Origin of the sequence: Thermosipho sp. 1244 (assembly GCF_018588215.1) — a bacterium.
Lineage (GTDB): Bacteria > Thermotogota > Thermotogae > Thermotogales > Fervidobacteriaceae > Thermosipho > Thermosipho affectus.
The window spans coordinates 13,509-37,303 of sequence record NZ_LNGA01000032.1; the positions used below are offsets into that span (position 1 = coordinate 13,509).

Sequence of the window (23,795 nt, forward strand, 5' to 3'; positions counted from 1 at the left end):
ATGATTTACATTGCAACTTCAAACCCGCATAAGGTTGAAGAAATTAGGATTATTTTAGAAGGTATAGAAGTTGAAAGGTCTCCTAAAAATGTGGAGGTTATTGAAGATGGAAAGTCTTTTTACGAGAATTCCATGAAAAAAGCCTATTATTATGGACTTGCTTTAAATACACCGGTTATTGCAGATGATTCCGGACTTGAAATTAATGCATTGGGAAAATTTCCCGGAGTTGAAAGTGCAAGATTTATGGAAGGAAAACCTTATGTTTTAAAAATGGAGAAAATTCTTAAAATGTTAGAGAGCAAGGTTGATAGATCTGCACAATTTGTTTGTGTTGCAACTTATTTTAATCCCAAAAAGGGAGTGCTGATTTCTGTGGAAGGAAAAGTTGAAGGAGAAATTTCAAGAGAAATAAAAGGGAATTTTGGATTTGGATATGATCCATTTTTTATTCCGCACGGATATGAAAAAACTTTTGGGGAATTGGGAGACGAGGTTAAAAGAAAGATAAGTCATAGAAGCCGTGCATTTAGAAAGTTGTTTAAAATTTTAAAAGAGGTGGAGGAATTTTGAGAATTCTTTTATCTAAAAGTTTTTTAGTGGAAGAATTTGATCCGGATATTTGGATTACAACTGATTTTGAAAGTTATAACGTTCCGTATACGATTTTTTATAACGGTGAGCATGTGTTTATCCACGGACAGTACAGGCTTGTTGATGTAGTCTTGAGAAATACTAAAAGGAAAATTAGATTGGAAAATTACGTTGTCTCAATAATTAATGGAACTCAGATTGGAATTGCCGAAAATTATTTAGAGGATGTGGATTTTTTCTTTTTATTTGACAAGACAGTATATACATCTAAATTTCTTTTGAGAAAAGCACAGATAATGGTTGCAAGTGATATTTCGAAAAGGATGTGTTTTGCAATATTGCTCTTCAAAGATAGACCAAATTATATTCGAGTACTTCCAGAGAATGGAATAGTAGATGATAGTATGTCTTATGTTTTATACGAAAAGCTTGAAAGAAGTGAAATATCGTGAAGATAGTTTATATAGCTTTGGGTGGAGCATTGGGTGCATTATCAAGATATTTTGTTTCAAAATTTGTTAATTCCCACCTTCCTTTTGGTTATATCCCCTTTGGAACTGTTATTGTTAATGTTGTTGGTGCCTTTTTATTATCTTTTCTAATGTTTTTAAGTATCGAAAGGTTGGAGATTTCAAGGAGTTTTTTGGCGTTTTTTGGAACGGGTTTTCTAGGATCATTTACCACTTTTTCAACGTTTACATATGAATCTTTATCTTTATTTTTAACAAGTCCGTTTAGGGCTTTTTGTTATTTTTCTTCAAATGTAGTTTTGGGATTTTTAGCCGCATTTTTGGGGATGGTACTTGGAAGGGGGAGAGTTTTGTGAAGTTGCTTAGAATTTATTTGGGGGAAAAAGATGTACATTTTGGAAAACCTGTTTTTGAATATATTGTAAAACTTGCATACGATGAAGGATTAAAAGGAATAACTGTTATGAAAGGAATAATTGGCTTTGGACACAAGAGGCATATACATAGGAGTGATTTTTTTTCTCTATCTGAAGATTTGCCAATAGTTATTGATATAGTAGATGAAAAGAATAAAATTGATATGTTTTTACAAAAAGTAAAGGAGCTAAATTTTGATGGATTGATAGTTGAAATGCCGGTAAACGCGTATTATATGGAGAAGAAAATATGACTTTTTTACTTACTTGTACAACAGGCCTTGAGGCGGCTGTAGCACTTGAGTTGAGAAAGATGGGGTATAAGATATTGGAATCGGTTTCAGGACGTGTGTATATTAAGGGAGAGCTAAAGGATATACCTTTCCTAAACATTAACCTTAGGACAGCCGAGAGAGTTTTAATATTGCTTGAGCGAAAAAAGGTAACAAGCTTTGAAGAACTTTACAAGGCAATATACAATATTAATTGGTCGGATTTTGTGGATGGTAAAGTTTATATTTCGGATATTTCATCTGTAAAGTCAAAACTTTCCGCAAAAGGTGCGATAATTTCCGTTGCGTATGCTGCTATAAAGAAAAAGGTAAAACAAAGAAAAAATACGATATTTCCCGTTAGGTTAGTTTTAAAAAGAGATGAACTTCAAGTACTTTTAGATACAACTGGAGAAAAAGCGTTAAGTAAAAGAGGTTATAGATTAAAGACATCTAAAGCTCCTTTAAGGGAAACAATAGCGGCTTCGATGATTTTGCTTTCAAGGTGGAATAAAAATATGTTGGTTGATCCATTTTGTGGAAGTGGAACAATTCCAATAGAGGCTGCTTTGATAAAATCTAATACTCCACCGGGGATTTTTAGAGATTTTGTTTCTGAAAATTGGGGATTTTTAGAGTGGCCTAAAAGGATAAAAAAAGATATAAAAGATATAAATGTTTCTGGAATATTTGGATACGATATTGATAATTCTATTTTAAAGGTTGCAAGAGCTAACGCAAAAAGGTTTAGAATATCGGGTTTGGTTTTTGAGAATAAATCTTTTGGAGATTATACCTTTGATGACGTGTGGGTTGTTACCAATCCTCCGTATGGTGAAAGGATAAAAACAGATGTGGATTTTTCTTTATTCTTGAAAAAATTTAAAAATTCCAAATTTTACATTCTTTCACCGGATAATCAATTTGAAAAATTTTTTGGTAGAAGGGCAACAAAGAAGATAAGATTTCAAAATAGCGGAATTTGGGTTTGGTTTTATATGTTTTATTGAGGAGGTAGTATATGATCTTAAGGTTTTTAAATGAGGAGCTTTTGAATGTTCAAAAACCCGCAAGATATATTGGAGGAGAGTTTAATCAGGTTAGGAAAGATGTTGAGAATAAATTTAGAATTGCACTTGCCTTTCCAGATGTGTATGAAGTAGGAATGTCACACTATGGTCTTGAATTATTGTACCATTACATTAATTCATTTGAACAATTTTACGCAGAACGGGTGTTTTTGCCATGGGTTGATATGATAGAGCTGATGGAAAAAAAAGATATACCACTATTTACTCTTGAAACAAAAACCCCAGTTTTTAACATGGATGTTTTGGGAATATCAATAGAATATGAGTTATCTTATACAAATGTATTAAAACTTTTGGAACTTTCCAAAATAAATGTTGAATCTGAGAAAAGAAAAGATGGTGATCCAATAGTTATTGCAGGAGGCCCTGTTGTTTTTAATATTGAGCCTATAGCCGGTGTTTTTGACATAGTCTATATAGGGGATGGGGAGAAAAATTTAAAGCAATTGTTGGATTTATTATACGAAACAAAAGGGGCAAGAAGGTTAGAGAGGTTAAAAGAGGCAGCAAAGATTCCGGGGATATATATTCCCCAGTTTTACAGACAAATGGGAAAAAAGGTTGTTCCAATTAAAGATGTTCCAAAAAAGATTAAAAAGAATGCTATAGGTGATCTTGATGAATGCTTTGTCCCGATAAGACAGATTATTCCAAATGTACAAAGTATTCACGATAGGGGAGTTATTGAGATTAGTAGGGGTTGTACTAGAGGATGTAGATTTTGTCATGCAGGTTATGTATATAGACCTGTAAGAGAAAGAAGTAAGAAAAATGTTGTTGAAAATGCAAAAAAAATTTTGAAAGAAACAGGATATGAAGAAATTTCGCTTTTATCATTATCTGCTATGGATCATACAACTTTAAATGAGATTGTAGATGGTCTTTTACCTTATATTAAAGAGAAAAAAATTTCAATGTCTATTCCTTCTACAAGGGTTGATGCGTTTAACATTGAGTTGCTTTCAAAAATAGCTTCGGTTAGAAAAAGAGGAATTACCCTTGCACCAGAGGCTGGTTCACAAACGATGAGAAATAAAATAAACAAAAATATAGATTTTGATGAAATTTACAACAGTGCTTTGGAAGCTAAAAAGGCAGGTTGGAATAAAATAAAGCTCTATTTTATGGTAGGATTTCCAAACGAAACAGAGGGTGATATAAAGGAAATAGGTGAGTTGTTAAGTGAAATAAAAAGGATGAAGTTTAAACTTGTTACTGCATCTGTTAATTTGCTTGTTCCAAAACCTCACACGGCTTTTCAATTTGTCAAAATTAGAGAACCAGAATATATGGAATATATTTATAGTATTTTGAAAAATTACAAAAGATATGCAAAAATTGATGTAAATGATGGAAAAAAAAGTTTTGTTGAGGGAATTTTATCAAGAGGTGATAGGCATTTATTTAAGGTAATTATGAAAAAATATAAGATGTCTTATTATGACGAATGGACAGAGTTTTTTAATTTTGATGAGTGGATAGAGTCATTTAAAGATATAGATTTAGACAAATACAAAGGACCATATAGTTTAAAAGATGATTTTCCATGGGATCATATAGATTCAGGGGTTACAAAATACTTTCTTTGGAAAGAGTATGGAAAATTCTTCAGAGGTGAGAGTACAAAAGATTGTAGGAATGTTTGTAGTTATTGTGGAGTATGCCAGATTTTAAATGTGGAAAATAACCTTAAGATTTGATTTGGATATTTTGATATGTTATAATAAAGCTTAGAAAAAACTTGGATGGAGGTGTGTCTGGTGGACAAGGTGATGTTAATAGTACATGGAATTATTAGTGTTATTTTGATTTATCTTTCTTTAAAACAGATGGGAAAATTTGCGGAACTTGGTGGAGCGTTTGGTTCGGGATCTATGAATACGATATTTGGAAGAGAAAAGGGGTTAGATACAGAAGGAAAAATTACCGTTTTGTTTGGTATTTTGTTCTTTGTCTCAAGCATTTTGACAGCTTTCTTTATTTCCAGATAGGGGTGAGTTTTTTTGCAGAACCAAATTGAAATACTCAAAAGAAATGTAGTAGACTTAATTTCAGAGGAAGAGTTAGTAGAAAGGTTAAAAGAAAATAGACCACTTAGAATAAAGTTGGGTGTTGATCCGTCTAGACCAGATCTTCACTTAGGACATGCTGTTGTTTTGAAAAAATTAAAGGAATTCCAAGATTTAGGTCATCATGTCATTTTGATTATTGGTGATTTTACCGCTATGATTGGAGATCCTACTGGGAGAAACACAACAAGGCCTATGCTGTCTGCTGAGGAAGTCAGAAAAAATGCCGAAACTTATGCAAGTCAAGCATTTAAGATATTGGACAAAGATAAGACGGAAGTTAGATTTAATAATGAATGGCTTGGGAAGATGAATTTTGCCGATGTAGTCAAACTTGCTGGAAAGTATACAGTTGCAAGGATGTTAGAAAGGGATGATTTCTCCAAACGTTTATCAGAAGGTCAACCTATAAGTATTGCTGAGTTTTTATATCCTTTAGCGCAAGCATATGATTCTGTTGCAATAGAGGCCGATGTGGAAATTGGCGGGACTGATCAACTTTTTAACTTCTTAGTTGGAAGGAAAATTCAAGAGGAATTTGGGCTAAAACCTCAGATAGTAATGACAATGCCTATTATTGAAGGAACGGATGGAAAGTTAAAGATGAGTAAAAGTTATGATAACTACATTGCATTTACTGATGAACCGAATAACATGTACGGTAAAGTAATGTCTATACCTGATGAACTAATAATAAAGTATATGAGGCTTGTGACAGATATTCCAGAAAACGAAATAGATGAATACGAAAAGTTGATGAAAGCAGCAAAGATAAATCCAAGAGATGTAAAAATGAGACTTGCAAGGGAAATAGTGGCATTTTTTTACGATGAGAACATCGCAAAAGAAGCTGAAGAAAATTTTGTAAAAGTATTTAGGAAAAAGGAATTACCAGATGAAATGCCCGAAGTTGAAATAAAAAGGGGAGAGTACAACATAGTAGATTTGATGGTTTTGGTCGAAGCAACATCAAGTAGGAGTGAAGCAAAAAGGATTGTTAACCAAGGTGGCGTGAAGTTCGATGGAAATAAAGTAAAAAGTTTTAAAGATTTTGTTACGATCGAAAAAGAGCATGTATTAAAGGTTGGCAAAAGAAAATTCTTTAGATTGGTTGTAAAAGATTAAATTTAATTAAAAAAAGGCTTGAAATATCTTAACAAAAAATGTTATAATAAATCTGTATGGTAATTTAAATGTAACACAAAATAGGAAGGGAGGTATTTTCATGAAAAGATTGTTAGTTATTGTTGCTATGGTTTTAGTTTCAGCGTTTATTTTTGCAGAACTAAAAGACGTACCAGAAAATCATTGGGCATACGATTCAGTAATGATGTTAGAGAAAGCGGGTATTGTAACAGGTTATCCAGATGGAACATTTAGGGGGGCTAGTAACATAACAAGGTATGAACTTGCGGTGTTTTTGGCACGTGTAATGAATTTACTTGAAAAAGAGATTCAAAAGGTTTCCGTAACAGTTGATGTTCATGAAAACGACATAAATGCTTTATATGAAATTTCCGGAAGCTTAAAAAAGGCACTTAAAGATGTAGCAAAAAAGGAAGATGTTGAGGTTTTATCAAAGAGGTTAGATGTTATTGATAAAGATGTTATTAGGATTTATGAATCTTTAACAAAGAAAGTTTCATCTGAAGATGTAGAAAAAATGGTTAATGAATCTTTGGATTCAATAAACGGTCAAATTAATTTCTTGTACAAAAAAGTAACATTAGCTGAAGAAAATGCCGCTAAATATACAGATGAAAAATATACAGAGCTATCTGCTAAATTATTGAATGTCGAAACAAATGTTAATAATGCAATTCCAATGTTGAGAAATCTTGTTTATCAAAATTCCGAAAGTATAAAATCTCTTGATGCAAGGTTGGTTAAATACATAAACGTAAAGATAAAAGGTGTAGATAGAAAATTAAGTGAGATAAAGGATATAGCACAATTTAATTCGGATACTTTAAATGGTCTTGCCGCAAAACTTGGAGAAGTAGAATATGCTTTAAGGAAACAGATTGAAAAGACTAATAAAAATGTTGAAGGGTTAAAAACAGAGGTAACTAATGTAAAGGCAGCAGTAGATGAAAATAAATCCGCAATTGAAACAAAAGCAGAAAAGGAAGATTTAGACGCTGTATCTAAGAAAGTGGATTCAACAAATATGCTTTCGATATTTGGTTTAATTTTAGGTGTCGTTGGTGTTGGTTTGGGTGTATATGCAGCGTTTATTAAATAAAAATAATAAGTGATTGTTATCAATTATATTAAAAAGGGAGGTTTGTGCGTATGAAGAAGCTTTTGGTATTATTAGTATCGTTGTTTGTTTTGACGGCAGTTTTTGCAGCAGAAGCTACACCTGTAGTTTCTTGGAGTGGTAGTGCAAGCTTTACATTGGGTGTAGATGAAAAAGGTTTGGATGTTTCAAGTAAATTTGATCCAAAGGTAAGTTGGTCACCATCTTCTGACTCACAATTTGGAGTAAGCTTTGGGATCGATTTAATCGGAAAATCTTTAACACTTTACAGCATTAGCTTTGAAAACAGCATTTTTGCTCTTACATATGCAGATGGTGCAAGTGCATTCCAATATTTTGTTGGTACGGATAGTAATGGAAATCCATTAATGAATGCTGAAGGAAACATTGAAGTAACACTTAGTGGAGTTGAAGGACTTACCTTGGTATACCAAGACATTTTAAGAACAGTTGATTACGACACTGGTGCGTTAGCTGGAGAAAAATGGTTCAACGATTTTGTAGGTGTAAAGTATAGCATTGCAGGTGTTGATTTAGCAGCGGCATTTTATGATGCAGACACAGTTGCGACAGCAAACACGTTCGAATATGGTCTAAATGCAAAGACATCGTTAGATCTTGGTATTGCTACAGTAGACCTTGATGGTGTGTTTGGTATGGTAGATGGTACAAACACAACGGCATATGGTATTTCCGAAAGTATCAAGGCAGAATTTTCTATTGTAACACTTACTCAAACATTCGCATGGAAAGAAAACGTTTCTATGTTCGAATATGCAGGAGATAGTGATGCAAAGAAACTTACAGTTGGTGCAGAAGTATCCTATGAAATTTCTCCTGTAACATTAGGCGCAAAAGCAACATTAAAAATTGCTGATCTTTCTTCGCCAACAGAATTTACAGTTCCAGTTAGTGTAAACGCATCATTTGAAAATGATATGGTAAATGCAGATGTATCTGCAGCATGGGATGATGTAGTTGCAGCAGCAACAAATTTGACAGTTGATGCAAATGCAAGTGTAACACCAGTTGATAAATTTACACTTTCTACTTCTGTAAAATACTTAACAGATGGAAATGAATTTGGATACAATGCAAAGGTAAGCTATGCACTTGATGATAACACAACAATATGTGCATTCTATGGAACACTTTATGATAAAGATAGAGATGGTTCAGCAGATATCAATAAAGACGATGCACAATGGTATGCAAAACTTAGTTGGAGTGTAAGCTTCTAATATAAAGTTTGTTTAAAATTGCCCCCGCATTGTGCGGGGGTTTTTATTTGTAATATTTGCATATACAAATTGAAACATTTTTTAGGTATAATATAATTGTGAAATAAAAAACTTGGAGGTGAGTTTATGTACATTGAAATTATTGATGTTTTTGCAAGAGAAGTGCTTGATTCCCGCGGAAATCCTACTGTTGAAGTTGAAGTTATGCTTGAAGATGGTTCTATTGGAAGGGCAATTGTACCTTCAGGGGCATCTACTGGAAAATTTGAAGCGTTAGAATTAAGAGATGGTGATAAAAGATACGGAGGAAAAGGAGTATTAAAGGCAGTTGAAAATGTGAACGAAAAAATTGCCCCTAAATTGTTAGGATTAAACGCATATGATCAAACCTTTATTGATAAAACATTACTTGAAATTGATGGAACGGAAAATAAAAGTAATATAGGTGCAAATGCAATTTTAGGTGTATCAATGGCAGTTGCAAGAGCAGCAGCAAATTCATTAGATTTACCACTTTATAAATATCTTGGTGGAGTTAACGCAAAAATATTACCAGTACCATTAATGAATGTTATTAATGGTGGAGCTCACGCGGACAATAATTTGGATATTCAAGAATTTATGATAGTACCAGCAGGTGCACCAAGCTTTAGGGAAGCCCTAAGATATGGAGCAGAAACCTTCCATGCATTAAAGAAAATTCTAAAAGAAGCAGGTCATGTTACGGCTGTTGGTGATGAAGGTGGATTTGCGCCAAATCTTAATAGTAATGAAGAGGCTATACAAGTTTTAATTAAAGCAATTGAAACAGCAGGATATGTTCCTGGAAAAGATATATTCATTGCGTTGGATGTTGCTGCAAGTGAATTTTACAATGAAGAGACGAAAAAATACTTTATTGATGGTTCTGAAAAAACGTCAGACGAATTAATAGAATATTACGAATCTCTTGTGAACAAATATCCTATTATTTCAATTGAAGACCCATTTGATCAGGAAGATTGGGAATCATATAGTAAATTTAATGAAAAATTAGGCAAAAAAGTTCAGATTGTCGGAGACGATTTATACGTTACTAACGTAAAAAGACTAGCAAAAGGAATAGAAGTAAAAGCAACAAATTCGATATTGATTAAATTAAACCAAATAGGTTCAGTTACAGAAACACTTAATGCAATAGAAATGGCAAAAACAAATAACATGACTAATGTTATTTCACATAGGTCTGGAGAAACCGAAGATACGTTTATTGCGGATTTAGCAGTTGCCACAAATGCGGGACAAATTAAGACAGGATCCCTTTCAAGAAGTGAAAGAATTTCAAAATACAACCAATTATTGAGAATAGAAGAAGAACTTGGAGAAGTTGCTGAATACAGGGGATTAAAAGCGTTTTATTCAATAGATAAATAAAATCATAGCCCTCCAAATGGAGGGCTATAATTTTCTTACTGCGTCAAATTTTTCTTGGTCTGCAACATGTAAGTATATGCTGGTTGTATTTAAATTTGTATGTCCCAAAAGTTCTTGAACAACCTTTATGTTGACCCCTTTTCTGATTAAATGTGTGGCATATGAATGTCTTAAAGTATGTGGATGTACATCTTTTTTTATTTGGGCTTTTTTTACCCCTTCTTTAATCCATCTGAATACTGTAGAAGGATGTACGTGTTTTTTTCCGTTTTCAAATACGTATATTTTTGGATTAAATGTGTCAATGTATTTTTGTAATAGTGGAACTACCTTATCTGGAAGAGGTACTAATCTATCTTTTCTTCCCTTTCCCATTTCCACTCTTAAAAAAGGTGGAATAAAAGAAATATCCGATACCCTTAGATTACAAAGTTCACTTATACGAAGACCTGCAAAGTATAAAAGAGAGATAGCAATTTTTTGCCGTAACTTATTTTCCTCAGAAAATGAAGAAATTAATTTTTGCACTTCATCTTCGGTCAAAAAATCTGGGATTTTTCTTCTAATTCTTGGATGTTTAATTCTTTCCATTGGGTTTGAAGAGATTGCACCGGATAATTCAAGATAGCTAAAAAATGAATTTAAACTGGATATGTATCTTGATATAGTAGTTTCTCTAGGGCTATCACCAGTAATTTGTCCTTTGGATAGTGCTTTTAAAAAAGATTCAATGTCACTTCTCTCAATATCTGAAATATTTTTTTTTGTAAATTCAAAAAATTTCCTTACATCTTTTATGTAGGCTTTTAGGGTATTTTCCGAATGTCTTCTAACGTGTGCAAGATAATCTCTAAAATTTTCCAGGTAATCCATCCTTATCCTCCTAGGATTTTTTTTAGATATTTTCCAGTTAATGATTTTTTGGAATGTGCTATTTGTTCAGGTGTGCCTTTTGCAACTATATATCCTCCATCATCTCCACCTGTTGGGCCTAAATCTATTATGTAGTCTGCTGTTTTAATTACATCCAAGTTATGTTCTATAACTATTACAGTATTACCTTTATCAACAAGTTTATTTAGTACATGGATTAATTTTTTGACATCGTCAAAGTGTAAACCGACTGTTGGTTCATCAAGTATGTAGATTGTTTTTCCAGTAGCTTTTTTCTTAAGTTCAGATGCAAGTTTTACACGCTGTGCTTCACCGCCTGATAAAGTAGGTGCCGGTTGCCCAAGTTTTATGTATGAAAGTCCCACTTCGTTTAATACACTTAACGTAGAGTAGATGCTGGGAATGTTTTTAAAAAACTCCAGTGCTTCTTCTACAGTCATGTCTAATATTTCCGAAATATTTTTTTCTTTGTATGTAACTTCTAAAGTTTCACTGTTGTATCTTTTCCCTTTACATACTTCACATTCAACGTATACGTCTGGTAAAAATAACATTTCAACCTTTATTACACCCTGCCCTTTGCAATGTTCACACCTTCCACCTTTTACGTTGAAACTAAAGCGTCCTGAGTTATACCCTCTTGCTTTTGCAAGAGGGGTCATTGAAAATAGTTTTCTAATTTCATCAAATACTTTTGTATAAGTAGCGGGATTACTTCTTGGTGTTCTACCTATTGGAGATTGATCAATTGCAATAACTTTGTCTATATACTCTAAACCTTCTATATAATCATATGCACCTGTTTGTAATTTTGAGTTATGGAGATGATTCATTAATGTTGGGTATAGTGTATCTAAAATTAAAGAACTTTTTCCAGAACCGGATACCCCTGTAATGCATATAAATGTTCCTAATGGAAATGTAACTGTGAGGTTTTTTAAATTGTTGTGTTTAGCACCTACAAGCACAAGTTCTTTTCCATTTCCTTTTCTTCTCTTATCTGGAACTTCTATTTTTAATTTTCCAGTTAGATACTTTGCAGTAATTGAATTTTTTGCGTTTTTAATTTTAGATATTGGCCCTTGAAATACAACTTTTCCACCATTTACCCCGGCTTTAGGGCCAATGTCTATAAGGTAATCTGCGTTTTTAATCACATCTTCATCGTGTTCAACTACTATTACAGTATTACCCAAATCTCTGAGCTTTTTTAGAGTGCCGATTAATTTTTCATTATCACTTTGGTGTAATCCAATAGTTGGTTCATCAAGTACATATGTAACACCTGTTAAACCTGATCCAATTTGAGTTGCAAGTCTTATTCTTTGTGCTTCTCCTCCGGATAGAGTTTTTACATTCCTTGAAAGGGTAAGATAACCAAGCCCTACTTCATTTAAGAATAAAAGCCTTTTTTCTAGTTCTTCTATTAATTCTTTTACTATCTCCATCTTCTTGGAGGGTAATTTTTCCTTTAGTGATTTGATAAATTCGTATTCTTGTGAAATGGGAAGTTCTGTAAAATCAGTTATATTTATTTTTTTAATTAAAACTGATAGTGCTTCTTTTCTTAACCTTTTTCCATTACATGCATGACAGGTGTTTTCTATGAAAAATTTGTTTAGTATCCATTGTCTCCCTTCTTCGGAAGATGCGTATTCGTATCTTTGGCGGACAATTGGGATAAGTCCATCAAAGAAAGTGGTACCATACAATATAGCTTCTTGTGTATCTTCGGGAAGTTCTCTAAATGGTTTTTCGGGAGATCCACCGTAAATTTTTAATATCTTTTTGATCTTTCGTGGGATCCACCCATCTTCTTTGTGCCCAATTTGGATAGCTTCAAAAACAGGTTTGTCAAAATCAACAACCTTTTCAGGATCAACTTCTAATGTGAATCCCAAGCCATGACACCTTTGACATGCCCCGTATGGGCTATTGAACGAAAAAAGTTTTGGAGTAATTTCCGGCATGGATATTCCACAAGTAGGGCACATCATTTTTTCAGAGTATATTTTTGTAGTGTTATCATCCATATTTTTTATATATATAACGCCATTTCCTTCCTTTAGAGCTAGTTCTATAGAATCAAAAATTCTGTATTTTGTATCTTTGTCAACTTTTAATTTTAATCTATCTACTACTAAGAAAATATTGTGTCTTATGTTTTTGTTTAATTCAGGTACCTCTTCAATTCTGTATATTTTGTTGTCTACTTCTACTCTTACATAACCTTTTTCTAAAAGTTTTTCAAATACATCTTTGAATGTTCCTTTTTTTTCAATTGCAATAGGAGATTCTACGTATATTCTTTTTCCGTCAAAATTTTTGTATACGTCTTTTACTATTTCATCAATACTCATTTTTTCAAGTTTTCTACCACATTTATAACAGTGGGGTTCTCCAATTTTTGCATACAACACACGTAGGAGATCATAAATTTCTGTGATCGTTCCTACTGTGGAACGTGGATTGTGAGATACACTCTTTTGATCAATGGCTATGGAAGGAGAAAGGCCTTCTATACTTTCTACATCTGGTTTTTTTAGGTTTCCAATAAATTGCCGTGCATATGATGAAAGACTTTCAAGATATCTTCTCTGTCCTTCTATGTAAATGGTATCAAGGGCTAAAGAACTTTTTCCAGAGCCCGATAAACCAGTTATAACTGTCAATTTATTTTTTGGAATTTTAACAGTTATGTTTTTTAGATTATGAACTTTTGCACCTTTTACTACAATATAATCCATTTTATACCCCTTGTATATTTTTGTTTACATATTCTATTATAATTCTAACACATTCATTAATATTGTGAAGTGATGTATTGATTTCAAGATCAAAGTCATCTGATATTTCGTATATTGAATCTACATATTTTGAAAATGGGGTGTTTTTTTCTTTCAATTTTGAAGAGAGATAGATTTCAAAAAATTTTACAGGAGAATTTTTTGAAATTTGTTTTCTTATTTTTTTTAACGGAGATACAGAGGGGACTATTACTATAAATTTTTTAGAAAGCATATACGAAATATTCCCAAGAATTAGCATTCTTGTTTTTATATCAAGATTTATATTCGCAAAAATTTCATATCCTTCTAATATTATTGAATTTTGATAATATTCATTTAGTTTCTTTGCAAGAGTAGACTTTCCCGTACCACTTTTTCCCGTAAGCCAAATTATAAAATTACTCATTTACGATTCTCTCCAAATTATCTAGTGCTTTGTTTATTTCTATTTTATCAAGTAATATTAGTTTTAGTATATCACTTACATTTTTGTGAAAGTTAACGTATCTTAAATCAAATGGTATAGGTTTTCCAGGCATTGTTTCGTCAAAAAATTTATAATATTTTTCTGAAAAAAACTTTTTAAACCTTGGGGATTTTAATAGCAGTGTTAACCACTTTGTGAAATCTTCATTTCCATCTTTTGTTGTAACGAATACTTTGTAATCTTTAAATGGGATTAATGGTTTTGGTAGTGGTTTCACAACAAACTTATTTGGCATTAGTTTTTTTAGGGTAGGATATAAAAATGTCCCTTGAAACATAAATATTGATTCCTCGTTGTTAAATGACGCTATTTGTGCCTGTTTATTTAGAAAATCAAAGTATCCATTTTTATACCAACTTTTAATCTTGAGGATTGCTTTTTTTGTTATTTCATCGTTTAAAACAAATTTTTCACCAATTAGTGGGATTTTTCCGTACCCCATTAAAAATGTAGAAAACCAATATGCACTAATTGGATTTATTGCAATTTTTTTACCGGTTGTTTTTAGTATTTTTTCTATCTCCTTTATGTCCCAATTTTTTATCATATCTTCAAATTTTTTATTTACATAAACAACCTGTGTGTCAAAATAGAAGTTGTATGCATTACCTTTTATTATATTTAACTTTTTGTATGTGGGATAATCAAATGCGCTTGCCATTATTACATCTGGAAGTTTAATATTACTTTTACTTTGTGGAATAATTTTAGAAGAAATTTTGGGTATAGACAAAACTTTAATTTTTACATCATTTAACTTTGTATAATTTTCAATAAATGTTTTTATGTCATCTGTTCCTTCCCAAGAAAGCCAAATTTCCCAATTTTTTTCTTTAAGGTATTTACCATCTACTTTTATTTCTTTTATTTTTTCACCTTTGAAGTAGTAAGAGTTTGAATCTTTTAAGACTGTATCATAAAGATCTACATTATAGATATTTTTTTCCGTGTAAATTGTGATTTTTCTTATTTCTTTAAATGGCTTTATTAATTCAATTACGTGGTATTCGGGTAAATCAGTTGAAAAATACAATATGGAAAAAAATAAAAACATAACTCCAAATAATTTCTTCACAACAACCCCTCCTTAGTAATTTAGTAATATTGTAGATGGGAAATATCTGTTATTTTTATTAATATCATCGAAAGAAAGATTAATATTAATAGATTTATTATACTTATTGCTGAAAACACATTCCATTGTGGATAGTGATTGCTTATTGTTCCAACGTAGTTGTAAAGAAGTAGACTCAACGGGTATTTTTTGTTGTCGTATAAAAATAAAAGTGGAGGAAGAAAAGAGTTAAAACCATTTAAAGTAGAGAGCAAGAATAGTGAAGAGATTAATGGAAAATTATTTGGGATTAGTATTTTAAAAAAGAATTTGTTGTTTGAAAGGCCATCTAGCTTCGAAAGATAGAATAATTCTTCTGGAAAATCTTTAAATGTGTAAAATGAAAGTAATGTTAGAAAAGGCAAATTTTTTGACGTTATAACAAGTATTACAGAAAAGAATGTATTTAATATGTGAATTTTTGAAAATATGTAAAATATGAATATCAATGAGTGTAATCCAAAAAATATTTTTGAAAAATTAAAGAAGGCGAGAAAAGATTTTCCAAAACGAAAATGTAGAAGTTTAAATGCAAAATATGTAGATAGGAAAATTCCAAGAAAAGATACTGAAAATGAAATAATAAAAGTGTTGAAAAAAGAATTGAAAAAATCTTTGCTAAACACTTTTTGAAAGTTATCGAGTGTAAAATGACCTTTTAAATATATACTTGGGGAACTTGAAAATGAAAGGTTGATTATTATTAGGAAAAAAGCAATTATTGTAAATATCCATATGTAAGCTAAAATTTTGTTAAATATTGAAATGTTAAACTTTATACGTATCTTTTTTCTAAAGAAATAAAAAGAACTTAAAAACGTAATTGTAAGTGTAAAGATAGCCGCTATTTTTGATGTGTCAATGTTTTGATTGAAAAATTTGTAAATAAGTACCTCAAGATTTGTAGTTGCACCTATAATTCCTTTATTAGTAATTCCTATTTTCATAGGTGCACCGCCTTCTAAAAGAAGCCATGGTACTTGAAAATCTTTAAAGGCGGATATGAAATTTAAAAACAATACAGCACTTATTGCTCCTTTGATATTTGGAATTACTATTTTGTTGTAGTATAAGCTTATATTATTTGAATCTAACAAAAATGCTTCAAGATATTTTTGATTGATATTTTTGATATACGAATACAAAAAGAATGCGGAAAAAGGTATTAAAAACCACGAAGAAATTAGTATTGATATAATAAACGACAAAACCGGATTTACGGTAATATCCGTATATTTTTCAAAAAATGTCCTAAATATTGGGACGCCAATATAAGGTGGAATGACCCATCCAATTATTAAAAAAATGAGTATTTTTTTTAGTACCTTTGATAGGTAGAGTGCAATGTATGTGGATAAAATGCTTGAAAGGATAGCATATAATACAGAAATGATAAGGCTCAAATAAAAATATTTGGCCTTTAACGTGGCAAGTAGCACTGATAAAGTGAATGAATTGTTATGTATAAATGCAAAAAAAGTACCGTAAAATAACGGCAAAAAATTTAAAAAGAATACGAATATTATTATGGCTATCATGTCAAGAAGATTATAACATTTTATAGGTAGGAAAAACAAATTTACTCTTGATTGCTCAAATTATCAATTTGTTCTTTTATTTTCTTTGCAATATTATATTGTTCACTTTTTAAAGCTTTGTTGAGTTTTTGCTTTAAGAAAAATAATTGTCTTTGTTGTATGTCTTTTATTAATCGTTTTTTTGTTAATTCATCATGTTTGAATAATGCGCTCTGTACAGCAAGAGGCATTAAAGTTAAAATCTCAACATTGTTTACTATAAATTTAGTAGACTCAGAGAAGATATCCTCTGCATATTCTATGTGTGCAGCAATTAATTCTACTCCAGCTTTTGTATATTTTGTTGTATCATATTTTATTGTTTCTTCAAGACAACTCTTGCAAAACGCTATTTCTTTTTTTGCAATATCTATATCAACTATAAAAAAGAAATCGGCTTTTCTTCCACATCTGTTACACTTTTTCACACTTTCACCTCTTTTGAGTTGAAGAGGCTCATGGCTTTATCAATCCCATCATTGATTATAGATTTTAAAGCTTCAATGGATAGTGTTAATACTTTGTCTAATATTTTCAATTCCGTATTTGAAAATTCTCCCAATACGAAATTCACCAAATCAGTATCTTCAGGTAAAGGTCCAATGCCTATTCGAATTCTTTTAAAATTGGTTCCAAGATACGATATTAGCGATTTTATACCATTATGTCCACCATGTGAACCTTTTTTTCTTATTCTTATTTTTCCAAGTGGTAAACTTACATCATCGTACACTATAATTATATCATCAAAATCATCTGGATTTAAATAGTTAAATATATCGCCACTAAGATTCATATATGTCAAAGGTTTAACCATGTATAGGTTATCTTTTATAGAATATTCGAAATTATATTTTTTTTTCCATGAACTTGCTATTTTATCTAGAAACATAAAACCCACGTTATGCCTAGTGAAGGCATAACGTGGACCAGGATTTCCAAGACCAACAACTAAAATTATATTATTCTTCCTCCTTTTTACCTTTTTCAATAACTTCAGGTTCTACTGATTCTTCTGCTGTTTCTTCTCCTTCAACTTCCATGCCTCTTGGAACGGCAACTGTAATTATTGGTTCATTTTCTGGAAGTTCAGCTTCCATGCCTTCTGGAAGTTTTAAATCTGAAACATGCAATGATTCACCAAGATCCAAGTTGCTAATATCAATTTCCAATTTTTCGATTATTACAGATGGCAATGTTTCAACTGGAAGTTCGTGGTGAATTACTTCAATAACTCCGCCTTTTTCCACACCTTTTGGCTTTCCTACAAATTCAATAGGTATGTTAATGTTCATTTTATGTCCTTTTTCTGGTACGTAGAAATCAATATGTTTAACTTCGTCGGTTAATTTATCATATTGTACGTTTTTAATAAATGCTACGTGGGAAAATACTTCTTTTCCAGATTCATCCTTAACGTTAAGTGCAATAGCACTTGCTTCTGTTACTTCGTGAAGAAGTTTAATCAAATTTGTCTTTCTAATGGAAATAGATAGTGGTTCAATATCTGGCCCATAAATAACACCAGGTACAAAACCTTGTTTTCTCAATCTTCTGACAGCCCTTTTGTTTCCAATAACACTTCTTACCAGGGCCTCAAGTTTGTGCTCTGCCATACTAAAACCTCCTCTTTTTATTTTTATGGGTTTTATTATTGTCTAAAAAGTATGCTCACCGATAAGTTCTTTCTTACTCGCATGATCGCTTCACCGAGTAGTGGTGCAAGTGAAACGACTGAAAATTTATCCGGTAAATTTTCGTGACTAATCGAGTCTGAAACATATATCTTCTCTATTACAGATTTTTGAATCCTTTCGATTGCACCGTCTGAAAGAACGGGATGAGTAATACATGCAATGACTTTTTTTGCACCATTTTCTTTTATTATCTTTGCGGCATTTACTAAAGACCTTGCCGTATCGGCAATATCATCCACAATAACTGCAGTTTTATCTTTTACATCACCTATTATATTTAAAATTTCTGCAACATTATCCTTTGGTCTTCTTTTGTCTAAGATTGCAAGTGGGCCACCCAATCTTTCTGCAAATTGTCTTGCCCTTTTTACACCACCAACATCTGGTGATACTATGACGTAGTCATCTTCTAATATTTTATCGCTTTTTAATTTTTTTGCAAATATGGGAAAACTCCACAAATTATCAAGTGGTATATCGAAAAAGCCTTGAATTTGTTCTGAATGTAAATCAACAGTCATTACCCTAGTTGCCCCTGCAACTGTAAGTAAATTTGCCACTAGTTTTGCGGTTATTGGATCACGGCCTTTAGCTTTTCTATCTTGTCTTGCATAGCCGTAGTATGGTATAACAACAGCTATACTATTTGCTGACGCCCTTTTAAGTGCATCTATCATTATTAAAAGTTCCATTAAATTTTCATTTACCGGAGGACATGTGGGTTGAATAATAAATGTATCATGTCCTCTAACAGTTTCACCAATTTTTACATTTATTTCTCCATCTGCAAATTTACCGACTTCACAATCTGCAAGTCTTGTGCCTATATACTCTGAAACCTTTATCGCAAGTTCTCTATTTGCATTTCCCGTAAAAATTTTCATTTCATTTTTTGTTATTTGCATTTTTATTTCCCCCTTTTTTTAAAACCCAATTTTCTTTATTAATCTGTCTTTCCCTTGCGATAGCAAGGCTGTTTTCTGGGACATTGTTTGTAATTGTCGAACCTGCGGCAGTAATGGAATTTTTTCCGATTTTCACAGGTGCAACTAGTGAACTGTTGCTTCCGATAAATACATTATCTTCAATAAACGTGGGATGTTTCTTTTTTCCATCGTAATTACATGTTATAGTTCCAGCACCAATGTTGACATTTTTACCAATGGTTGCATCACCTAAGTAAGTTAAATGTTGTGCTTTGCTATTTTGCCCTATAACTGTTTTTTTTGTTTCAACAAAATTTCCTATCTTAACGTTTGTGTCTAATATTGTTCCTTCCCTCAATCTCGCATATGGACCGACAGATACGTTATCTTTTACTTCTGCTTTTTCAACTTCGGATCTATTTATAATTACATTATTTCCTATTTTGGAATTTTTAATTCTTGTCATAGGACCTATGATACAATCTTCACCTATTGTCGTATCCCCTTCTATAAATGTAAAAGGATAAATAACGGTGTCTTTTCCAATCTTTACTTGAGGATCTATATAAACCACATCAGGGTCAATTATCCTTACTCCTTCTTTCATTAATTTTTCATTGATTTTTTTTCTTATTCTTTTTTCTAACCTTGCAAGCTGTATTCTATCATTAATACCTGTTATTTCATCTATATTTTCGGTTATAACAGTTGAAATTTTTTCCGTAAATCTCAAAATATCTGTGAGATAATACTCACCTTGTGCGTTATTGTTATTGATTTTATTTATATTTTCTATTAAATATCTACCTTTTATAATATAAATTCCCGTATTTATTTCTTTGATCTTTTTGATTTCATCGTCTGCGTCTTTGTCTTCTATTATCTTTATTTTATCATCTCTTACAATCCTACCATATCCACTAGGATTTTCCAATATTGCCGTTAGTATAGTAACATCACTGTTACTTTCCAAATGTACTTTTTCAAGTCTTTTTAAAGTTTCATATGATATAAATGGTACATCTCCGTATAATATCAACAAATTATCATCTTTAGATACAAATTCAATTGCGGACATTACCGCATGTGCTGTCCCCAGTTGCTTTTTTTGGATGTAAATTCTCACATCATTTGGTAGTTTATCTTCTACCATTTCATATTTGTGACCTAAAACAACTGCAACCTCTCCAAATCTTTTTGCAGTTCCAATTACCCACAAAATCATGGGTTTTCCAAAAATTTCATGTATAACTTTTGGATATTTTGAATTCATTCTTTTTCCCATACCTGCTGCTAAAATAAGGGTTCTCAACTTTTTTCACCCCTTTTTCTAAACTCTCTCAGAAATATTGGGATTATCAAAAGTCCGAAAAAATACCCTAGATTTCCGTATTTTATAGAACCAATCATTGAAATTGATATACCCAAAAGCGAGAAAAAAGGTATACTCCAAATAGGCTTTTTAAGTATATCATACAATATTGAAGAAAATGTTGCAATAAGTAGAAAAATTAGACCTTTTGGTTCATAACCACGAATAGTTGAAAAAAAAGCCAACGCTATCATTAAAATAAGCGTTAAGCTTAATAGACTTTGTAATTTTAAATTGTCTTTTTTGAAATAATAAATTCCCAGAAAAATTAGGGAAAAATAAAGATAAGATTTTGTAAAAAAGTATAGAATAATTGAAGATGCGATTGAAAATAATAGAAATGACACACTAACACCTCCAAATACTAATGGGCCCATATGGGCCCATTAGTGTATAATGAATATTATTTTCTGTTTTTAATTGTTGCTTGAGCTGCTGCTATTCTTGCAACTGGTACCCTGTATGGAGAACAACTTACATAATCAAGGCCTGCAGCATCAAAGAATAGAATGGATCTTGGATCACCACCGTGTTCGCCACAGACTCCAACTTTAAGGTCTTTTCTTGTGCTTTTGCCTTTTTCAGTTCCCATTTTAACCAATTGACCTACGCCATCCCAATCAAGACTCTTGAATGGATCATGTTCGAGTATACCTTTTTCAAGGTATTCTGGCATGAATTTTCCAACATCGTCACGGCTGAAACCAAATGTCATTTGTGTTAAGTCGTTTGTTCCAAAACTGAAAAATTCCGCTTCCTGTGCTATTTGATCAGCTGTCACGGCAGCTCTTGGGATTTCAATCATTGTACCTACTTTGTACATTAATTCTACACCGGATTCTTTTATAAGTGAGTCGGCTGTTTCAACTACTATTTTCTTTACGTATTTTAACTCGTTGATATGTCCTACAAGAGGTATCATTATTTCTGGAATTACATCGATATTTTCTTCTTTCTTTAGTTCAATTGCAGCGCCGATTATAGCTTTAGTTTGCATTACTGCAATTTCTGGATAGGTGATTGTAAGCCTACAACCTCTATGTCCAAGCATTGGATTCAATTCGTGAAGTTGTTCAACTACCGTTTTTAGTTCTTCAACAGTAATACCTATTTGTTCAGCTACTTCTTTCATCTGTTCTTCATCGTGTGGTAAAAATTCATGTAGAGGAGGATCTATAAGCCTTATGGTTACAGGTAATCCTTTCATTGTTCTAAACAATCCTTTGAAGTCTTCTTTTTGAAGAGGTAATAATTCCGCAAGTGCGGCTTCTCTCTGTTCTTTTGTTTTGGCAACGATCATTCTTCTTACTTTGGGAATTCTATCTTTTTCAAAGAACATATGCTCTGTTCTACAAAGTCCTATACCTTCTGCACCAAAATCTCTTGCAACTTTTGCATCTCTTGGTACATCCGCGTTGGTTCTTACACCGAGTCTTCTAATTTCATCGGCCCAGGTTAGAAGTTCAGCGACGGGTCCTTCAAGGCCTTGTGGTTTTACTGTTTTAACTTTTCCAAGATAAACACTGCCCGTTGTACCATCTATTGAGATCCAATCTCCTTCTTTTACGATGACATCGTTAACCTTAAATTCCAAGTTTTCTTCATCTACGAAGATATCTTCTGCGCCAACTACTGCTGGTTTTCCCATTCCTCTTGCCACTACTGCTGCGTGCGAGGTCATACCGCCTCTAGCAGTAAGTATACCTTCTGCTGCGTTCATTCCACCAACATCTTCAGGACTTGTTTCAGGTCTTACAAGGATAACTGGTTCTCCTTTTTTTGCCATTTCTTCAACTTTTGCAGCGTCAAAGTAAACCTTACCGGTTGCTGCACCTGGAGATGCGGGAAGCCCTTTGGCAATTAATTTTGCGTTTTTAATTTCATTTTCATCGAACTTTGCGTGGAGAACCCTTTCCACATCTTCAGGTTTGACACGTATAACTGCCGTTTCTTTATCGATAAGTCCTTCATGGACAAGATCTACGGCTATTTTAATAGCAGCTTGACTTGTTCTTTTTCCATTTCTCGTTTGAAGAATGTAAAGTTTACCTTTTTCAATTGTAAATTCTATATCTTGCATGTCTTTATAATGTTTTTCAAGATTTTTCATGATGCTGAGAAGTTCGTTGTATACATTTTCGTTGATTTTCTTGAGCTCATCTAGTGGAACGGGAGTTCTTATACCTGCAACAACATCTTCACCTTGTGCATTTTGTAAGAATTCACCATATGGTTTCTTCTCTCCTGTGTTTGGATCTCTTGTAAAACAAACACCTGTACCGCAATCTTCTCCCATGTTACCAAAGACCATTGTAACAATATTAACAGCAGTACCGAGTAATTCTCCTTCTTTTATGTTATTAATTTGTCTGTATTTTATTGCCCTTTCGTTCATCCAAGAACCAAAAACTGCGTCAATTGCAGCCCAAAGTTGTTTGTATGTATCTTGTGGGAATTCTTTTCCAAATTTTTCGTAGATTTTTTTGTAATCTTCAACTAATGCTTTAAGGTCTTCTGCATCAAGTTCAACATCCAATTTAACACCTTTAGCTTTTTTTCTTGCTTCTAACGCTTTTTCAAATTCTGCATGTGAAATTCCAAGTGCTGTATCACCAAACATTTGCAAAAATCTTCTGTATGCATCGTATGCAAATCTTTCATTATTTGTAAGTCTTGCAAGCCCTTTTACGGTTTCATCGTTGAGTCCAAGATTTAAAATTGTGTCCATCATACCTGGCATGGAAACAGCGGCTCCTGACCTAACTGAGACAAGCAAAGGTTTCTCTGGGTCACCTAGTTTTTTCCCTGTAACTTCTTCTAATCTTTTTAATGCTTCATCTACTTGTGTTTTTAAATCTTCTGGGTATGTTTTTCCATGGTCATAGTAATATTTACAAACTTCGGTTGAAATAGTAAATCCTGGTGGTACAGGAATACCAATGTTAGTCATTTCGGCGAGATTTGCGCCCTTTCCTCCAAGAATCTCTTTCATATCTGCACGGCCTTCTGCTTGGCCATTGGCAAAGAAATAAACCCATTTCTTTGACATTATTACACCTCCTTGAAAATCTAAGTCTAACTTTATTTTATCATATCGTATAGGTTAATAC

23 protein-coding genes are annotated in these 23,795 nt (G+C 32.3%); 11 read left to right on the forward strand and 12 right to left on the reverse strand.

The features are described 5' to 3' along the window. The 11 genes from rdgB to eno all read left to right on the forward strand — a co-directional run bounded on the left by rdgB (position 1) and on the right by eno (position 9,829). A complete protein-coding gene (gene rdgB / locus AS157_RS08065) occupies positions 1–573 on the forward strand; it encodes an RdgB/HAM1 family non-canonical purine NTP pyrophosphatase (RefSeq protein WP_077288841.1) in 573 nt (190 codons plus the stop codon). After that, a complete protein-coding gene (locus AS157_RS08070; protein ID WP_077288840.1) occupies positions 570–1,046 on the forward strand; it encodes a hypothetical protein in 477 nt (158 codons plus the stop codon). The genes rdgB and AS157_RS08070 overlap by 4 nt, the downstream gene beginning before the upstream one ends. Then, positions 1,043–1,420: a fluoride efflux transporter CrcB gene (gene crcB / locus AS157_RS08075; RefSeq protein ID WP_077288839.1), complete on the forward strand. Its 378-nt coding sequence runs from the start codon at positions 1,043–1,045 to the stop codon at positions 1,418–1,420. The genes AS157_RS08070 and crcB overlap by 4 nt, the downstream gene beginning before the upstream one ends. After that, positions 1,417–1,734 carry a DUF190 domain-containing protein gene (locus AS157_RS08080; RefSeq protein ID WP_077288838.1) on the forward strand — a complete coding sequence of 106 codons (318 nt, stop codon included), beginning with the start codon at positions 1,417–1,419 and terminating at the stop codon, positions 1,732–1,734. Before crcB ends, AS157_RS08080 begins: the two co-directional genes overlap by 4 nt. Next, positions 1,731–2,762, forward strand: coding sequence for a THUMP domain-containing class I SAM-dependent RNA methyltransferase (locus tag AS157_RS08085; RefSeq protein WP_077288837.1), 1,032 nt, complete (start codon positions 1,731–1,733; stop codon positions 2,760–2,762). The genes AS157_RS08080 and AS157_RS08085 overlap by 4 nt, the downstream gene beginning before the upstream one ends. Before the next feature lie 11 nt (positions 2,763–2,773). Beyond that, positions 2,774–4,543 (forward strand): TIGR03960 family B12-binding radical SAM protein, encoded by a 1,770-nt coding sequence (locus AS157_RS08090; RefSeq protein ID WP_077288836.1) that lies wholly within the window; start codon positions 2,774–2,776, stop codon positions 4,541–4,543. Between the two features lie 60 nt (positions 4,544–4,603). Then, on the forward strand, positions 4,604–4,834 hold the full coding sequence (gene secG, locus AS157_RS08095) for a preprotein translocase subunit SecG (protein WP_172799327.1): 231 nt from the start codon (positions 4,604–4,606) through the stop codon (positions 4,832–4,834). A gap of 12 nt (positions 4,835–4,846) precedes the next feature. Further along, positions 4,847–6,037, forward strand: coding sequence for a tyrosine--tRNA ligase (gene tyrS / locus AS157_RS08100; protein ID WP_077288835.1), 1,191 nt, complete (start codon positions 4,847–4,849; stop codon positions 6,035–6,037). Between the two features lie 100 nt (positions 6,038–6,137). Then, on the forward strand, positions 6,138–7,157 hold the full coding sequence (locus tag AS157_RS08105; RefSeq protein WP_077288834.1) for an S-layer homology domain-containing protein: 1,020 nt from the start codon (positions 6,138–6,140) through the stop codon (positions 7,155–7,157). Positions 7,158–7,207: 50 nt separating this feature from the next. Next, positions 7,208–8,416: a hypothetical protein gene (locus tag AS157_RS08110; protein ID WP_077288833.1), complete on the forward strand. Its 1,209-nt coding sequence runs from the start codon at positions 7,208–7,210 to the stop codon at positions 8,414–8,416. A gap of 126 nt (positions 8,417–8,542) precedes the next feature. Continuing rightward, positions 8,543–9,829, forward strand: coding sequence for a phosphopyruvate hydratase (eno, locus tag AS157_RS08115; protein ID WP_077288832.1), 1,287 nt, complete (start codon positions 8,543–8,545; stop codon positions 9,827–9,829). A 24-nt stretch (positions 9,830–9,853) separates the two neighbouring features. Here the strand turns inward: eno and xerA are convergent, their stop codons facing one another. The 12 genes from xerA to ppdK are packed head-to-tail and all read right to left on the reverse strand — an operon-like array spanning position 9,854 to position 23,734. Then, entirely contained in the window at positions 9,854–10,702 is an 849-nt protein-coding gene (gene xerA, locus AS157_RS08120) for a site-specific tyrosine recombinase/integron integrase (protein ID WP_077288831.1), read from the reverse strand. 2 nt (positions 10,703–10,704) lie between these two features. Beyond that, complete coding sequence (gene uvrA / locus AS157_RS08125; protein ID WP_077288830.1) at positions 10,705–13,470, reverse strand: excinuclease ABC subunit UvrA; 2,766 nt, start codon at positions 13,468–13,470, stop codon at positions 10,705–10,707. A gap of 1 nt (position 13,471) precedes the next feature. Continuing rightward, positions 13,472–13,918: an adenylyl-sulfate kinase gene (locus AS157_RS08130; RefSeq protein ID WP_077288829.1), complete on the reverse strand. Its 447-nt coding sequence runs from the start codon at positions 13,916–13,918 to the stop codon at positions 13,472–13,474. Then, positions 13,911–15,074 (reverse strand): type 2 periplasmic-binding domain-containing protein, encoded by a 1,164-nt coding sequence (locus AS157_RS08135; RefSeq protein WP_077288828.1) that lies wholly within the window; start codon positions 15,072–15,074, stop codon positions 13,911–13,913. The genes AS157_RS08130 and AS157_RS08135 overlap by 8 nt, the downstream gene beginning before the upstream one ends. A 20-nt stretch (positions 15,075–15,094) precedes the next feature. Beyond that, positions 15,095–16,690 (reverse strand): ABC transporter permease subunit, encoded by a 1,596-nt coding sequence (locus tag AS157_RS08140; protein ID WP_250880114.1) that lies wholly within the window; start codon positions 16,688–16,690, stop codon positions 15,095–15,097. 2 nt (positions 16,691–16,692) lie between these two features. Continuing rightward, a complete protein-coding gene (locus AS157_RS08145) occupies positions 16,693–17,118 on the reverse strand; it encodes a hypothetical protein (protein WP_077288827.1) in 426 nt (141 codons plus the stop codon). Then, on the reverse strand, positions 17,115–17,648 hold the full coding sequence (gene pth / locus AS157_RS08150; protein ID WP_077288857.1) for an aminoacyl-tRNA hydrolase: 534 nt from the start codon (positions 17,646–17,648) through the stop codon (positions 17,115–17,117). The genes AS157_RS08145 and pth overlap by 4 nt, the downstream gene beginning before the upstream one ends. A 4-nt stretch (positions 17,649–17,652) precedes the next feature. Further along, entirely contained in the window at positions 17,653–18,306 is a 654-nt protein-coding gene (locus AS157_RS08155) for a 50S ribosomal protein L25 (RefSeq protein ID WP_077288826.1), read from the reverse strand. A 35-nt stretch (positions 18,307–18,341) separates the two neighbouring features. Then, positions 18,342–19,292: a ribose-phosphate pyrophosphokinase gene (locus tag AS157_RS08160; RefSeq protein WP_075665390.1), complete on the reverse strand. Its 951-nt coding sequence runs from the start codon at positions 19,290–19,292 to the stop codon at positions 18,342–18,344. Continuing rightward, positions 19,273–20,625, reverse strand: coding sequence for a bifunctional UDP-N-acetylglucosamine diphosphorylase/glucosamine-1-phosphate N-acetyltransferase GlmU (gene glmU, locus AS157_RS08165; RefSeq protein ID WP_077288825.1), 1,353 nt, complete (start codon positions 20,623–20,625; stop codon positions 19,273–19,275). The genes AS157_RS08160 and glmU overlap by 20 nt, the downstream gene beginning before the upstream one ends. Continuing rightward, complete coding sequence (locus AS157_RS08170) at positions 20,622–21,032, reverse strand: hypothetical protein (protein WP_077288824.1); 411 nt, start codon at positions 21,030–21,032, stop codon at positions 20,622–20,624. The genes glmU and AS157_RS08170 overlap by 4 nt, the downstream gene beginning before the upstream one ends. A 56-nt stretch (positions 21,033–21,088) precedes the next feature. Next, positions 21,089–23,734: a pyruvate, phosphate dikinase gene (gene ppdK / locus AS157_RS08175; protein WP_077288823.1), complete on the reverse strand. Its 2,646-nt coding sequence runs from the start codon at positions 23,732–23,734 to the stop codon at positions 21,089–21,091. Between the last annotated feature and the right edge of the window lie 61 nt (positions 23,735–23,795).

Excerpts from the sequence above, each read along its gene's own strand:
- AS157_RS08130 (WP_077288829.1), bottom strand. The coding sequence starts at position 13,918 with ATGAGTAATTTTATAATTTGGCTTACGGGAAAAAGTGGTACGGGAAAG.
- ppdK (WP_077288823.1), bottom strand. The coding sequence starts at position 23,734 with ATGTCAAAGAAATGGGTTTATTTCTTTGCCAATGGCCAAGCAGAAGGC.
- uvrA (WP_077288830.1), bottom strand. The coding sequence starts at position 13,470 with ATGGATTATATTGTAGTAAAAGGTGCAAAAGTTCATAATCTAAAAAAC.
- rdgB (WP_077288841.1), top strand. The coding sequence starts at position 1 with ATGATTTACATTGCAACTTCAAACCCGCATAAGGTTGAAGAAATTAGG.
- eno (WP_077288832.1), top strand. The coding sequence starts at position 8,543 with ATGTACATTGAAATTATTGATGTTTTTGCAAGAGAAGTGCTTGATTCC.
- AS157_RS08085 (WP_077288837.1), top strand. The coding sequence starts at position 1,731 with ATGACTTTTTTACTTACTTGTACAACAGGCCTTGAGGCGGCTGTAGCA.
- xerA (WP_077288831.1), bottom strand. The coding sequence starts at position 10,702 with ATGGATTACCTGGAAAATTTTAGAGATTATCTTGCACACGTTAGAAGA.
- AS157_RS08105 (WP_077288834.1), top strand. The coding sequence starts at position 6,138 with ATGAAAAGATTGTTAGTTATTGTTGCTATGGTTTTAGTTTCAGCGTTT.
- AS157_RS08155 (WP_077288826.1), bottom strand. The coding sequence starts at position 18,306 with ATGGCAGAGCACAAACTTGAGGCCCTGGTAAGAAGTGTTATTGGAAAC.
- AS157_RS08090 (WP_077288836.1), top strand. The coding sequence starts at position 2,774 with ATGATCTTAAGGTTTTTAAATGAGGAGCTTTTGAATGTTCAAAAACCC.
- AS157_RS08110 (WP_077288833.1), top strand. The coding sequence starts at position 7,208 with ATGAAGAAGCTTTTGGTATTATTAGTATCGTTGTTTGTTTTGACGGCA.
- AS157_RS08160 (WP_075665390.1), bottom strand. The coding sequence starts at position 19,292 with ATGCAAATAACAAAAAATGAAATGAAAATTTTTACGGGAAATGCAAAT.